Origin of the sequence: Nostoc sp. ChiSLP03a, from assembly GCF_034531215.2 — a bacterium.
Classification (GTDB): domain Bacteria; phylum Cyanobacteriota; class Cyanobacteriia; order Cyanobacteriales; family Nostocaceae; genus Nostoc.
Genome location: NZ_JAVRBQ020000044.1, coordinates 60,494 through 75,029 on the forward strand (window position 1 = coordinate 60,494; position 14,536 = coordinate 75,029).

The 14,536-nt window shown below is 42.5% G+C and carries 12 protein-coding genes; 5 read left to right on the top strand and 7 right to left on the bottom strand.

Going from position 1 to position 14,536, the window contains the following annotated elements:
* Positions 1–100 precede the first annotated feature (100 nt).
* The 7 genes from RMY32_RS07175 to RMY32_RS07205 all read right to left on the bottom strand — a co-directional run bounded on the left by RMY32_RS07175 (position 101) and on the right by RMY32_RS07205 (position 7,081).
* Complete coding sequence (locus tag RMY32_RS07175; protein WP_322711091.1) at positions 101–2,872, bottom strand: CHAT domain-containing tetratricopeptide repeat protein; 2,772 nt, start codon at positions 2,870–2,872, stop codon at positions 101–103.
* Between the two features lie 39 nt (positions 2,873–2,911).
* Entirely contained in the window at positions 2,912–3,835 is a 924-nt protein-coding gene (locus RMY32_RS07180) for a tetratricopeptide repeat protein (protein ID WP_322711092.1), read from the bottom strand.
* A gap of 456 nt (positions 3,836–4,291) precedes the next feature.
* Positions 4,292–4,708 carry a type II toxin-antitoxin system VapC family toxin gene (locus RMY32_RS07185; RefSeq protein WP_322704069.1) on the bottom strand — a complete coding sequence of 139 codons (417 nt, stop codon included), beginning with the start codon at positions 4,706–4,708 and terminating at the stop codon, positions 4,292–4,294.
* Positions 4,705–5,082 carry a hypothetical protein gene (locus RMY32_RS07190; RefSeq protein ID WP_322681072.1) on the bottom strand — a complete coding sequence of 126 codons (378 nt, stop codon included), beginning with the start codon at positions 5,080–5,082 and terminating at the stop codon, positions 4,705–4,707. The genes RMY32_RS07185 and RMY32_RS07190 overlap by 4 nt, the downstream gene beginning before the upstream one ends.
* Positions 5,083–5,086: 4 nt before the next feature.
* Complete coding sequence (locus tag RMY32_RS07195; protein ID WP_322711094.1) at positions 5,087–5,269, bottom strand: hypothetical protein; 183 nt, start codon at positions 5,267–5,269, stop codon at positions 5,087–5,089.
* A 68-nt stretch (positions 5,270–5,337) separates the two neighbouring features.
* Positions 5,338–6,318 carry a porphobilinogen synthase gene (gene hemB / locus RMY32_RS07200; protein WP_322711095.1) on the bottom strand — a complete coding sequence of 327 codons (981 nt, stop codon included), beginning with the start codon at positions 6,316–6,318 and terminating at the stop codon, positions 5,338–5,340.
* A gap of 403 nt (positions 6,319–6,721) precedes the next feature.
* A complete protein-coding gene (locus tag RMY32_RS07205) occupies positions 6,722–7,081 on the bottom strand; it encodes a DUF4870 domain-containing protein (protein WP_322711096.1) in 360 nt (119 codons plus the stop codon).
* 124 nt (positions 7,082–7,205) lie between these two features.
* Here RMY32_RS07205 and prfC point away from each other — a divergent pair, with 124 nt between their 5' ends.
* From prfC to RMY32_RS07230, 5 genes are all read left to right on the top strand, one after another.
* Complete coding sequence (gene prfC / locus RMY32_RS07210; RefSeq protein ID WP_322711098.1) at positions 7,206–8,834, top strand: peptide chain release factor 3; 1,629 nt, start codon at positions 7,206–7,208, stop codon at positions 8,832–8,834.
* Positions 8,835–9,095: 261 nt separating this feature from the next.
* Complete coding sequence (locus tag RMY32_RS07215; RefSeq protein WP_322711099.1) at positions 9,096–11,378, top strand: M48 family metalloprotease; 2,283 nt, start codon at positions 9,096–9,098, stop codon at positions 11,376–11,378.
* Between the two features lie 660 nt (positions 11,379–12,038).
* On the top strand, positions 12,039–12,545 hold the full coding sequence (locus RMY32_RS07220) for an RNA-binding protein (RefSeq protein ID WP_322671990.1): 507 nt from the start codon (positions 12,039–12,041) through the stop codon (positions 12,543–12,545).
* A 446-nt stretch (positions 12,546–12,991) separates the two neighbouring features.
* Entirely contained in the window at positions 12,992–13,432 is a 441-nt protein-coding gene (locus tag RMY32_RS07225) for a SufE family protein (protein WP_190933753.1), read from the top strand.
* Positions 13,433–13,540: 108 nt separating this feature from the next.
* Positions 13,541–14,455, top strand: a complete 915-nt coding sequence (locus tag RMY32_RS07230) for an alpha/beta hydrolase (RefSeq protein ID WP_322711101.1) — start codon at positions 13,541–13,543, stop codon at positions 14,453–14,455.
* Positions 14,456–14,536: the final 81 nt, after the last annotated feature.

A 14,536-nucleotide genomic window follows, 5' to 3' on the forward strand; every position in this document is an offset into this window, starting at 1 on the left:
ATTGATACTTGCCAATTTTTCATTCATTACGAATTACGTTAGCGTAGCGGTAGCGAGTCCACGTTCGCTTTTAGCGTCTTGTAGAGAGCGTCATTATAAATTAGTAATTATTCCGCCATTCCCCTTGTACAGTGAAAGCAGCCCAATAACGGGGATTTTGCCATTCTGGTTGTTGCCATAACTTCAATTGCGCTTCTCTAAGAGCAACAGCAGGCGATTTATCTTGTTGCAAAATTTGTTTGTACAACTCCTGCATTAATAATGATGTGACTTGGTCATTGACTTTCCACAAAGAAACAATCACTCGTGGTGAACCTGCATACATTAATTCTCTTGTAAACCCAACTAATCCTTCTCCTTTTACTTCTTGACCCAGACCACTTTCACAGGCACTTAACACTATTAACTCTGCGGGAAGGTCAAGGTTAAAAATATCGTTGAGGCGCAAGAAACCTTTTTGAAATTTACCTTGTTTGTCTACCAGCGACAGGGCGATTCCAGATAATTCAGGGTTGATGTTATCGAAAATGCCGTGAGTGGCGAACAGCAGCAGGCGATATTGACTAAGTTGTTTGCTGGTTGCCAAGTTGTAGTTAGCATCAAAATCAAAAGCATGGAAACTCTCGGAAGGTAACACCATTTTTAGAACCGCCTCAGCCTCGTCACGAGTACATGGAAGTCTATCTAAACCACTACGATTAATATTTTTCAAAGACCGTTGCAGGGCAGAACGTTCTAGTTCAATATCAAGGGAAGAGGAAGTTTGCGGTGTTTTGCCAGTGAGTCGTTCATCATCAGCGCTGAATACTGGGTCAGCGAGAACAGCTATAGTTTTGGGTGCCATTTTTCGCCCTTTGAGTTGCTGTCTTTGGGTCGCTATACTGGTGACAGAAGGCAGATTTACGATTTCATGATTCACCAATAAAGGTTGATAATTGACCTTTTCCCCTGCTTCCTGCTCCCCGCTCCTCTGCCTCTTTTGGTCACTCAACACCGTAAATGGAATCTGATGCAAAATCCCATCAGCCACAACTACCAAGCGTTTCTGCCCCAACTTGCCAGCCACAGGTGCAATGATGAGTTGGCTAAGTTCTTGAGCAGCTTTGGTAGTATCTGCTACAGCTTGGGCTTTTTCTTCTGCGGATGCGCCAGCTATGAGTGGACTTTTTAACAGTTGGTTTAAATTTGTTGCCGCCTTCTTTATCTTTTCTGAGTTAGGAAGTTCATAACTATTGAGAGAATTGGGCGTAACTACCCATAAATAGCTGCGTTCTTCACCCAAAGAATACTGCAATAGTAAAGAATCTTTATCTAATTGTTGTTGAATTTGGGGCAAGGTGAGGGGTTCAGGATACTTCAGTTCAGCATACTTAGAGTTAGTGTTACGGAATTTTGTTTTTAATTCTTGCTGTTGCTTGAGTAGGGATTCAATTTCTTGTTTGGTGGTTGTTAGTGGTTTTTCTTTGCTGAATAGTTCTGACAACAGTTTTTCTTTGGCATCAATTCGCCATTGCAATTGGCGTTCTTCTGTTAAGAGTTTTGGGTCAACACCTTTACGGATATTTACGTGAGCTTCTGTTAACAGTTCTACCAAACTCCTAGCGCGAGAGCGTTCGCTGATATGCAGTGCAAGGGCATTGCATTTATCTTTGATTTTGAAGTCTTGGATATTTAATTCACATACTTGTGTAGGATCTTTTTGGTGCAACTGCATCAGCAAGTCAATGTAGAACTTGTAATAATCTTGCACTGTGGCAAAGTAGGAAGTCCGCAAATCGTTACTGCTGACTTTGCTGCGGGTATTCTCAACGATTTTTATGGCTGATTCAATTTGTGTCTTGGCTTGGTTGAGATTACCTCTATCGCGCTCTGTCACAGCAAGATTGTATAGTGTGTCAGCTTGGCCTGCCTTATCCGCTAATTGCTGCCGCAGCGCTAGTACTTGATTGTAGGTATCAATTGCCTGCTGCGGTTGCTTCAAAGCATTGTAAATCTTGCCCAAGTAGTCAAGTGAGTTTGCTTCTCCCAAGCGAAATCCCATATTGTGCCACGCTGATAGCCCTTCTTTGGATGATTCGAGGGCTTTTTGATATTCACCCGATGCCAGATATACTCTGCTCAAAAAGAATAAGGCTATACCTTTGTGAAAGTTATTATTTTGTTGGCTAGCTAATACCTCAAGCTTCTTGGCATTATCTAATGCATTAGGATAATCCTTTGATAACTCGTAAACCTTAACTAACCCAACCAGTACATTCTGTTCGTCTAAAAAATACTTTTGTTCCTGGCTCAACTTCAGCGCGGAGTTACAATGTTTCAATGCTTGCTGATAATCTTCAGCTTTACGGGAGACATTACACATATCATTAAGAGTTATGGCTTCCGTATTGCGATCGCGTAGCTGCTTAAGTATCTCTAACGCCTGTTTGCTTGTTGCAAGACTTTGCTTATAGTCGCCTAAAGAACTGTAAACTAGAGCTATATCTTTGAGGGTTTTTGCCTCTTCAGGGCGAAATCTTAGCCGTCTTTGAATATCCAGTGCTTTGTTGTCATAGTCCAGTGCTTGCTGCGGTTCACCCATTGAAAGATAAGTTCCGGCAATGCTATTGAGCGTTTCAGCTTCTGTTGCTGAATTTTCAATGGCACGGTTTAGTGCTAAAGCTTCGTTAAGAGAGTCTAGCTCTTTTTGTTTCTCACCCGATAAACCATAGACATTTGCGATTTGGTAAAGTGCGCTGGCTTCCAAATTGCGGTTCTCTGCTTTTTGCGCAACCGTTCGCGCCTGGTTTAAGTAGTTCAGTGCCTCCTGAAAATCATATGAAGACTGGTAGGTGACACCAATAGTTGAAAAAACACTGTATTGTTTAAGCAAGTCAGCTTCAGGCAGTTTTGCCAGTGCTGTTTTTTGTAGTTATAGTGCTTCTTTTAAGGATGCTAATGCCTTTTGCTTGTCGCCTGAGAAGTTGTAGACCAAGGCTATCTTGCTGAGAATCTCAGCTTGCCCAAGTAAATTCTTCCTTTGGCGCTGGATCTCTAGTGCCTGATTAAAAAACTTAAGTGCATTCTGGTTGTCGCCTAATGAATCGTAGTATGTTACACCAATAAGGTGAAGTATACTCGCTTGCCCTTCTAGCTCTTTGTTCCTCTGATGAATCTCCAACGCTTTCTTGTAGGAGTCAATTGCATCTTGTGCCTGACCCAAATCCTTATAGTCTTGAGCGATTGAGCTAAATGTCCCAGCAGTTAAAGAGTCTTGTTTTTGAGCCTGAAACACTGATAGTGCTCGGTTGTAATAGTTTATTGCTTTTTGCTTGTCGCCAAACTGAGAGTAAGCAAGAGCGATACCCAAAAGTATATTACCTTTCACAATGCCGTGTTTGGGTTCAAGTTGAATAACTAACCCTTGGTTAAAATATTCCAGTGCTTTTTGGTTTTCACCCAGAACATTGTAAGCTGAACCTATATCGTCCAGTATTGAAGCTTCTACAAAGCCAGCATACTTTGGAATAGTAGCTCTTATATCTTTTTGCCGCCAGATTTCCAGTAATTCTTCCCATTTAGCAATTGCTTGTCGCCGAGATTTTCCTGTTTCTTGATTAAACAGTTTCATAGCTTCATCAGACAGTTGCTGATTTCGAGCATGGGCTGTATTCACCTTAGCCTTTACAGAAGGTGTTGCTTGCTCTAGTTTTTGTTGTTCTTCTGACGACAGTTCATCCTTTATTGAGTTGGGTTTAGCAGGGGCTTGTGGCTGTTGTGCTATCAACAAACTTCTACTCAAAGGTGTTGCGGCGATATCTTTTTTTGTTTTTGTAACCGCATTCTTGCTGGTCATAGATGTTGACCTATAAGTGCTTGCTGTTACCCCCATCGACTCAGACAACAAAACCGTACTCAGCAACAAAGTTAAACTGTAGCGGGTAAATTTTGGTAGCAAGCACCAGAAAACCCACTGAGACTTTGCACTCCCCATCATTTTTAGCCTCAATCAGTGATTATTGACAGCCCTATTCCTGCCGGAACCAATCCCGCATAATAGTAAATTATTTAATTGTCCTCAGGAATATTGCTGAAACTTTTTGTTGATTTTATGGGTGCGATCAAAGTTTACGGTCGTGGTTTCTGTTTTTGCAACGAACTTCTTCGTTAAACCTTGATTTTCTCGTTTTCACGCTTCCTAACAGGAGGCTACGGTTTAAGTGAATATTATCTTAAAGAGGTCAATAAAATTTTAGGAGTCTTAGCTAGTGGTGTCCGGTGAAAAAATTATCATTAAGTAGCGATCGCATCCCTAAAACACCCGCTCAAAAGGCTTTTTCCGATAACGCCGATAAATATCAAAATCACTGTCCAAAGTAGCGATGGCAGCAATATCTAACCGTTCCGAAATGACTATCAAAGATAAATCTGCAAAATCCCCTGGTAAATCTCTGTACTGAGTATTCAACTCAGCAATGCGCGAAAAATCTTGTGGCAATAGTTGCTCACACTCGTAGAGTTGTTTAGCAACATCTAGAAGAAACTCGTTTTGTGTACGCCAATCAAAGTTGAGCAACCACACTACTTCTGCAATACAAATGGGCGTAGTCACCAGCCTAGAAGTACAGTTTTCAAAGAAGCGACGCACCTGTTGGTGATACCGATCTCTAGCGCTGTAGTACGCAAACAAAAACCCGCTATCTGCGAGTATAAGCGGATAATAGGTCATGAATGCCGCTTGTTGAGATATTGAGCGATCGCTTTTTTACGGTTTGAGCGTTCCGATAAATCCGTTGGTGCATCTTGTAGCAAATGTTCGGGGTGTCCACCCCGCCTCTCTACCAAAGTTTTACCCGCTTGTAAGGTTAGCCAGCGTTCAGCAATCAAGCGTCGGATCAATTCACTCTTTTCCGTTTGCTCGTGAGCTAAAATATCGGCTAGCTGCCGTTCTGTTTCTTCATCCAGCCTGACACTGAGCATAACCTTTATCATCCTTGCAATACACGTATGACAAGTATAACGCCGATTAGTTAAATTTTGTTTGAATTTCGCACCAGCTAAACCCAAAATATAAAGATAGGACTTACGCAAAATATCTCTCAAACTCCTATTTCTCCGTGTCGCGCCAGTTGCTACCCTGCGGGAACGCTAAAAGCGAACAAGTCGGGGAACCGCAAGAGCGCACTGGCTTCTCTGCGCCTCTGTGGTAGCCTGCGGCAAGCCGCTTTGCGTCTACATTATTCCCTAACTCTTGCGTTAGTCCTAAAAGAATCTCACGCCCAAACACCAAAACACAATTCTGCGTCTTCGTGCCTCTGCGTGAGATTTCCCACTAAATTAGTATTCAATATGCCTAGCCTACTTTAACCATCTCGCCGCATCTTTGGCATGATAAGTCAAAATCAAGTCTGCACCAGCCCGTTTAAACCCAGTTAAAGTTTCCATAACCACTCGCTCTTCATCAATCCAACCATTGAGAGCGGCAGCTTTCACCATCGCATACTCACCAGAAACATTGTAAGCTGCAACTGGTAAGTTACTCGCTTCCTTCACGCGCCAGATAATATCCATGTATGCCAAGGCTGGCTTAACCATGAGCATATCAGCGCCTTCAGCGATATCCAATTCAATCTCTTTAATCGCTTCCCGGCCATTACCTGGATCCATTTGATAAGTTCTTCTGTCCCCAAATTGTGGTGTCGAGTCTGCTGCATCCCGAAATGGGCCATAATAACCCGAAGCATACTTAGCAGCATAAGACAAGATCGGTGTATCTTGAAATCCGGCTTCATCCAAACCCTGACGAATTGCTTGCACAAACCCATCCATCATCCCCGAAGGCGCAATGATATCAGCACCGGCTTTTGCTTGAGAAACTGCTGTTTTCTTCAACAATTCCAGAGTTGGGTCATTTAAAACTCGTCCTGTTAAATCACCAGTTTGTAAATAACCACAATGACCGTGACTAGTATATTCACATAAACAAGTATCAGCAATTACAACCAAATCTGGCACTGCTGCTTTTACCGCCGTCGCCGCTTTTTGGACGATACCGCAATCATGCCAAGCGCCAGTGGCATCCACATCTTTATCAGCCGGAATACCAAATAAAATAACCGAAGGAATTCCTAAGTCGTAAACTTCTTTTGCTTCTTCAACAATTTTATCTACCGAAAGTTGGTAGACTCCGGGCATAGATTTCACTTCATTAGCGATTGCCTCACCCGGTACGGCAAATAGTGGGTAAATTAAATCGCTTGTTGTTAAAACAGTTTCACGAACCATCCGGCGGAGTTGAGGATGAGTACGCAGACGACGGGGGCGATGTGTAGGAAACATAAAATTTTATGAAGAAAAACAACGCAGATAGACACAAAATAAAGCGTCACAAAAGCAGGATAAAATTTTCCTGCCGTCAGAGAGACTACAAACAGTGCTTAACTGTCCTTTGCCCTACTCTTAATTAAGTTGTGGGGCAATTTTGTATTCTACAGCTTGGTTGCACCTATCCGACGGACTGGAAAAAAAACAACATTATGAAGAAATTCAAAATGATAAGACTGTCTGTTGGCAAATAAAATTGTGGGGAATTGAGGGTTGAGATTTAAACGCAAAGTGGCGCAGAGGGAAACGCAGAGGCACGCAGAGAATTCGCTACAAATTAATGAAATGTTGTAATTGATAACAAATAATTTACAATGCCCAATGCCCAATGCCCAATGCCCATACCCATAAATTTCTGTTAAAAAACTCGGAAAATATAGGGATAACGAAAGGGTACATCAGGATTGTTGAAAACTCCAATGAGTGCCCAAATTGTTAATCCCCAGTGTAATAGATATCCCAGACCGGCTAATGGTCCCAACAATAATAGAGGTAACACTAACCAACCGAATAGAAAAAACAGCGCTCCTAAAATTGCACCATAAAACCAGACATTAAAGTGAAAATTGATAGATTCTTTGGCATTTTCTTTAACAACAGGATCGTCAGATACAAGCAGTATGGCGATAGGTATGCCTACAGATACCAATGTTGTGCTAAAAAAAATCGCTCCATGAGACAAAGCAGATAGAAGCTTTCGCTTGTCTGTATCGTACATTGCTTTCTCCTATTTAGTCAGATTGTTGGTTATACTACGACCCTATCATGAGCATCGTTGTCTTAAGATTAAAAGACTTGCCAGAGTCAAAAAAAATTAAGCTAGCTGACAAACAAATACATTTATGTCTACTGAACTTCAGTCTGAACTTATTCAAGCAGTTGAACTTCGCCGCAACTTTGCGATTATATCTCACCCTGATGCTGGTAAAACTACACTAACTGAAAAGCTACTCCTGTACGGGGGTGCAATTCACGAAGCTGGGGCCGTTAAGGCGCGACGGGCACAGCGAAAGGCGACTTCTGACTGGATGGCGATGGAGCAACAACGGGGTATTTCCATTACTTCCACAGTGTTGCAATTTGAATACCAGAATTGTCAAATCAATTTATTAGACACTCCCGGACACCAAGATTTCAGTGAAGATACTTATCGTACCCTTGCTGCTGCCGATAATGCAGTGATGCTAATTGATGCGGCAAAAGGTTTGGAACCTCAAACCCGTAAATTGTTTGAAGTGTGTAAGTTGCGGGGTATCCCAATTTTTACATTTATCAACAAGCTCGATCGCCCCGGAAGGGAACCTCTGGAATTGTTGGATGAAATTGAACAAGAATTGGGATTGCAAACCTATGCGGTAAACTGGCCAATTGGGATGGGCGATCGCTTTAAAGGTGTTTTTGACCGACACAAGCAACAAATTCACTTGTTTGAACGCAGCGCCCACGGTAGCCGAGAAGCCCTTGATACGATAGTGGACTTAGGTGATCCGAGGATAGAAGAACAGTTAGAACAAAACCTGTACTACCAACTGAAAAATGATCTAGAACTGTTAGAAGGAGTAGGCCCAGAGCTAGATTTACAGTTGATACACGAAGGCAAAATGACACCTGTATTCTTTGGTAGCGCCATGACTAACTTCGGGGTCGAGTTATTCCTCAAGTATTTCCTCGACTATGCCCTTAAACCCGGTTCTCATGTTAGCAGTGTTGGCGAAGTTCCCCCTACATACCCAGAATTTTCGGGGTTTGTCTTTAAACTGCAAGCGAATATGGACCCGAAACACCGCGATCGCGTCGCATTTATCCGGGTTTGCACTGGTAAGTTTGAAAAAGATATGATGGTGAATCACGCCCGCATTGGTAAACTCATCCGTCTATCTCGCCCGCAAAAACTTTTTGCTCAAGAGCGAGAATCGATTGATGTGGCTTATCCTGGCGATGTGATCGGTTTGAATAATCCTGGTGTTTTTGCAATCGGGGATACAATTTACACGGGACAAAAGCTCGAATATGAGGGGATTCCGTATTTCTCGCCGGAACTGTTTGCATCTTTGAGGAATCCCAACCCCTCGAAATCTAAACAATTCCAAAAAGGCGTTGCGGAATTGCGAGAAGAAGGTGCTGTGCAAATTATGTATTCAACTGATGAAGCCAAGCGCGATCCAATTTTGGCGGCGGTGGGTCAGTTGCAATTCGAGGTCGTACAGTTTCGCTTACAAAATGAGTATGGTGTAGAAACCATATTAGATTTATTGCCCTACAGTGTCGCCCGTTGGGTTGAGGGCGGTTGGGAAGCATTAGAAAAAGTGGGACGAATATTCAATACCACTACAGTTAAAGACAGTATGGGACGCCCAGTGTTGCTATTCCGCAATGAATGGAATTGTCAACAGTTATTGGGCGACCATCCAGAGTTAAAATTAAGCGCGATCGCTCCAGTATTTTCTAGTCAACAACCAGTGAAGGAATAATTCACTACGAATTTTAGATTTTAGATTTTAAATTTTAGATTTTTTTGTTCATGCCTTGCCCCTAGTGGGTAGAACAAATCTAAAATCTTTAATTTAAAATCCTTGAGCCAAGTAACCTTGTGGTCAGGCTCAATCCAAAATCCAAAATCCAAAATTAGTTGACAAGCAAAACTTGAGCGCGGTTGATTTCCACGGCATCCGAGGTTCGCGCTTTTGCACAAACGTGGATCATTTAGAAGAGATTGGAGTGCCAGAATTTGTATGCCTTCACATGCCAAACCGTCTTTGGAGGCTGGTTTAGTTGCCCTCAAGCAGGGAAATTACCAAACAGCGATCGCTCAACTAGAACCTATTGCTAGCAGCCAAAATAATGGTACTGCTAGTTTACAAGCCCAGGTTGGTTTAGTGATGGCTTTTGCTCGCACTGGCGAAGTTTCCAAAGCGATCGCTATTTCCCAGAATCTCATTGAGACTAACAATCCGCAAGTTCAAGAGTGGGCAACACGCGCTCTCGAACACCTGACAAAACGTAAAAAATCCGATCGAGAATCAAAAAAAGTCGAAACTGGATTTATTCCCTTTGAGAATTCAACCCCAGATTCAACACCAAATTCAAACCCCATTACTCCCCCGGAAACTCCTACATTAGAGGAAAAGCCGAACGATCGAGTCATAGAAACCAAAAGCGACGACATCCCGCCGATGGTGCCACTAGCTAGACTCCAAGCTACATTAGCGACACCGCCACCACCACCACTGCCTGCGCCCCTAAGCGGCTTCATGGGTTCCGTTACCCGCACCCAAGCCAAACTATTCGGCGTTATTTATTGGCGACAAGCACAACGCGCCAGAGCATGGCAACCACTACGTAAACCAAAATTAATTCCCTTACGGCTACTGTCCGCAGGGACATTCATCGCCCTATTTTGGGTAATACGAGAAATCCTCAAGTTAGCATTGGGATTCATCAATCAGACTTTAGTCAAACTACCTTATCTGGAGCCGATACAGCTTTTATACCAAGATCCTACTCAACTGTTGCTAATCGCATTGGTGATTTTAATGGGAGTATCACCTTGGCTGCTGGATCTGCTACTGGCGAACTTGTATGGTCAGCGAGAATTTCCGAAAGATGTATTGAATACCCATAGCCGTGAAGCTGTTCGGGTGCTACAACGTTGTTGCCAGCAGCGGCACTGGCCGTTACCCAAACTGCGGATTTTACCAACGGCTGCACCAATTATTCTGACTTATGGTAGTTTACCACGTAATGCCAGAATTGTTGTCAGTCAAGGGCTATTAGAGCAGTTGGCAGATGATGAAATCGCCATTATTTATGCCACGCAGCTAGGGCATATTGCTCACTGGGATTTTGCTGTAATGTCTTTGCTGCTGCTGGTAACACTACCAACTCATCAGCTATATCAACAAGTGTCGGGGTTGGGAGACAAAATATCAGCGAAAATTTGGCGCTGGCCGGTGACAATTCTGGCGAGTCTAATTTATGGAATTTGGTGTTTGCTAACTGGAACTGGATTGTGGTTGTCGCGGTTGCGGCTTTATTATAGCGATCGCGTCGCCGCTGAAATTACTGGTAATCCCAATGCTCTGATTCGCGCTTTACTCAAAATTGCCATTGGCATCGCCGCTGACATCCAAAAACAAGAACACACCAACTGGCAACTGGAAAGCTTAAATCTTTTAACACCAGTCAGCTACCAACAGAGTTTATCTTTGGGTACTATTGCCAGTAATCTATCTTTTGAATCCTTTTTGAAGTGGGATATTGCCAATCCTTATCGCCGATGGTTTACGATTAATAATAGCCATCCTTTAATGGGCGATCGCATCGAACGCCTTTGTCAAATAGCCCGTCACTGGCATCTAGACACCGAACTACATTTTGATAGCGTTCCATCAAAGGTTAAGCGTCAGTCTTTTCTATTACAAGTCGCTCCCTGGTTGGGAATTCCTCTAGGGGTTCTATTTGCAGCTTTCGTCTGGCTAACCTGGCAACTAGCATTCACACTCAAGTTTTTAAATCTAAAGTGGATATATGAAGATTGGTCTTTCATTACAGGCTGCCTTCTGATTGGCTTTAGCATCGGTACTGTGATGCGGATTAATTCTTTCTTCCCCGATATTAAACCTGCCAGCGTACAAACTGACGACAGCTTACCCAACCTGTTAGCTGACCCTTCTGCCTTACCTATTGATAGCGTCAGTGTGCGTCTTGTGGGTAAATTATTAGGTCGTCAAGGTACTAGTAACACCCTAGCGCAAGATTTAATCTTGCAATCCAGCGCAGGTTTGGTGAAATTGCACCACATTTCTTGGCTAGGACAGTCAGTCAATCACCAGGATCTAATCGGGCGGCAAATTATCGTCACAGGTTGGTTCCGGCGAGGAGCAACACCTTGGATCGATATCCAAACCCTAGAAACTCAAAGTGGTAAAACCATTCATAGCCCTCATCCTATTTGGTCTACTTTTTTAGCTGTTGCAGCACAGGCTTGGGGCGCATACGTCTTTCTAACTGGTTAGTCATTGGTCATTAGTCATTGGTCATTAGTCATTGGTTATCAACAAAGGACAAAGGACAAAGGACAAATCAGAATGTAAAGAAAAGTTGCAGATTTTCTTAACAAATGTTACATTTATTTACACAAACAAGAGCAACCGACATAACTCAGCATCACCGCTTAGTTGTGGATTTAGGTGCTTTTTCCCCGCTCTATACCTTTTTATCCTCCCAACACAGCAGCAAATTAACCAGCCACTGGCTGGTTTTTGTTTCAAAATATGCTCACTTGCATAAAAAAATGTGTTTTATGTTACGATCTAGTAATAGTAATGCTGAAAATGTAGGCGCTAAACTAGCTACGTAGAAAATACCGTGGTAATGTAAGGAATGGTATTTGATTCTGCGAAAAAGGGCATAGAAGAAAGCGTGTACTTTAGCAGGCAATAGGCTATTAAATTTACAATTCTTAGAATTAAGGTGTTATTAGCTCACCATTAGTGTGAGCCTTTGGATTAAACAAGCTTGATCCCGACGAAAAACTGTATTGTTGTATAAGTTGACAGTTTCGAGCAAAAAAATTGGTTTATGGCAGTCTTGGTCAATAGCATCTATTTAAAAGCCAAAGCTAAGTGATTGTTTTCTTGCCTTGCCATGTTCATTCAACTCTGGAGGTATAGTTCATGTCCGTTCGCCTATATATAGGTAATTTGCCTAAAGATGAAATAGATCGTCAAGATCTGCAAGCCGTTTTTGCAGCAGAAGGTGATGCTGTAACTACTAAATTAATTAAAGACCGCAAAACTGGCAAATGCCGTGGTTTTGGTTTTCTTACAGTCAACAATGACGAACAAGCTGACGAAATTATTGAAAAGTATAATGGTCAGATGTTCAAAGATACTCCCATTAAGCTAGAGAAGGCATTACCTCGGACAAAGGGTGAAGAGGGCGACGAGCAAGCTCCTAAACCAGTTACTCTTGCTAATAATAGTACGCCAACTCCTGCCCCCAACAGAGAAGGTAGCCGTCGTGAGAAAAGCTCTAAGAAGCCTCGTCGTGGCGGCGGTGGCGGTGGTTCTCGCGAAACCAGCACCACAACCACCGATTCAGACGCTATTCGTCCAGATCCTCGTTGGGCTTCAGAATTAGAAAAGCTGAAGCAGATGCTAGCTGCACAAACTACGAATTAATCGTTAAGGGAGAGAAGTTAAAAATTAAAAATCAGGATTTTTTTTGATTTTTAATTTTTAATTATTGTTGATAATTATCTAGCTGCTTGGTTAAATCTACTTGCAGCTAATTTTGTAAGTGCGTAAGCATCGCATTGTCGAATCGTGGAGAATTGAGGGTTGAAATTTCAACGCAAAGGTAAGCGCAGAGGTACGCAGAGAATATGCTACGAAGTTATATAGTTTTCCATTTAGAATAAAATTAAGTTTTTGTAATTAGAGGCATTGAAAAACCTGGACGATGGGGATGCAATGCCTAGGTTGGGCTACGCCTACGCAGTAATTAGCTGGATTTGATAAATTAGAGTCAGTAATGGCAAGCTTGATAATGCCAAAAGAACCAGAGGCGCGATTGCTCTAAAGATAATCTACACTCAAGGAGATACCGATCGTTTTCAGCTTCTGTTATGTCCTCAACTCTAGATTCTTTGCCACCTGCGCTCGCTAAAATTGTCCAGCGCTTTCAACGCGCTTCCGAACCGAAGCGACGCTACGAACAGCTAATCTGGTATGCTCAGAAGCTCAATGAGTTCCCAGAAGCTGATAAATTACCCGAAAATAAAGTTCCTGGTTGCGTGTCTCAAGTTTATATCACCGCAGCCTTGGATGATGGTAAGGTTGTATTTCAAGGCGATTCCGATTCTCAGTTAACCAAAGGATTAGTTGGGCTTCTGGTAGAGGGATTACAGGGACTAACGCCAACTGAGATTGTTCAACTTACTCCAGATTTTATTCAAGAAACAGGCTTAAATGTTAGCTTGACACCTTCCCGTGCGAATGGGTTTTACAATATTTTTAAAACCATGCAAAAAAAAGCATTGGAATGTAAGTTAGATTTACCTAGCTAAAGTTGGTTATTGGTCATTGGTCATTCGTCATTGGTCATTAGTCATTTGCAAAGGACAAAAGACAAGTGACAAATGACAAAAAACGTATAAATACCAAAATTTAGTCTCATGTCAACCAATGTATTATCTACCTCTGCTACTACTGGTTTTGGTGGAATAGTTCAAGAATATCTCTGGAACTGGGAAAATCAGCAATTGCGCGTTGTTTATGAAACCCTTGGTAAAGGTTCACCGCTATTGCTACTACCATCTTTCAGCAGTGTTTCGACGCGTTTGGAAGTCGGCGAACTTGCTAAGTTACTAGCTCCCAATTTTCAAGTTGTAGCAGTAGACTGGCCTGGATTTGGTGAATCTTCTCGCCCTAGTTTGAATTATCGACCCCAAATATATCAGCAATTTCTGGAAGATTTTGTCAAAGCTGTTTTTAATACTCCTGTTACTGTGGTGGCGGCTGGTCATGCTGCTAGTTACGTTTTACAATTAGCTGTCAAACAGCAGGCTGCTTTCTCAAAAATTGTATTGTTGGCTCCTACTTGGCGTGGGCCTTTACCAACAATGGGGGCAAGTCAACAGATAGCTGGCATTGTGAGAGAATTGGTGCGATCGCCTATACTTGGTCAAGCTCTCTACAAACTCAACACTACTCAATCTTTCTTAAGTTTTATGTACCGCCGTCATGTCTTTACTGACGCGGCTAAAATTACACCCAGTTTCATTGAGAAAAAGTGGCACACAACTCAACAACCAGGAGCGCGATTTGCATCTGCTGCCTTTGTAACTGGTAATCTCGATGCTGTACGCGAACAATCTGATTTTCTGGAACTTGTGCAGTCTTTAACCGTACCCTTGATGGTAGTAATTGGGAAATCTAGCCCCCCAAAATCAAGAGAAGAAATGAACGCTTTGGTAGCCTTACCAGGAGTGAAAAGCGTTGTCATACCTGGTTCTCTAGGGCTGCATGAAGAATACCCAGCAGTTGTTTTAGAAGCAGTTGAAGATTTTTTGTTCTCCTTAGAAAATTAAATCCTCGCATCAAGGCGCAAAGATTCATTTTGCACCTTGATGCGAGATTAAAATTACTTCAAGCTACTGGGAGTAAGTTTT

Bases quoted from the DNA above. Each gene is read 5' to 3' on its own strand.
- RMY32_RS07225 (WP_190933753.1), top strand. From the start codon at position 12,992: ATGTCCTCAACTCTAGATTCTTTGCCACCTGCGCTCGCTAAAATTGTC.
- RMY32_RS07230 (WP_322711101.1), top strand. From the start codon at position 13,541: ATGTCAACCAATGTATTATCTACCTCTGCTACTACTGGTTTTGGTGGA.
- prfC (WP_322711098.1), top strand. From the start codon at position 7,206: ATGTCTACTGAACTTCAGTCTGAACTTATTCAAGCAGTTGAACTTCGC.
- RMY32_RS07220 (WP_322671990.1), top strand. From the start codon at position 12,039: ATGTCCGTTCGCCTATATATAGGTAATTTGCCTAAAGATGAAATAGAT.
- RMY32_RS07180 (WP_322711092.1), bottom strand. From the start codon at position 3,835: ATGACCAGCAAGAATGCGGTTACAAAAACAAAAAAAGATATCGCCGCA.
- RMY32_RS07215 (WP_322711099.1), top strand. From the start codon at position 9,096: ATGCCTTCACATGCCAAACCGTCTTTGGAGGCTGGTTTAGTTGCCCTC.
- RMY32_RS07205 (WP_322711096.1), bottom strand. From the start codon at position 7,081: ATGTACGATACAGACAAGCGAAAGCTTCTATCTGCTTTGTCTCATGGA.
- RMY32_RS07185 (WP_322704069.1), bottom strand. From the start codon at position 4,708: ATGACCTATTATCCGCTTATACTCGCAGATAGCGGGTTTTTGTTTGCG.
- hemB (WP_322711095.1), bottom strand. From the start codon at position 6,318: ATGTTTCCTACACATCGCCCCCGTCGTCTGCGTACTCATCCTCAACTC.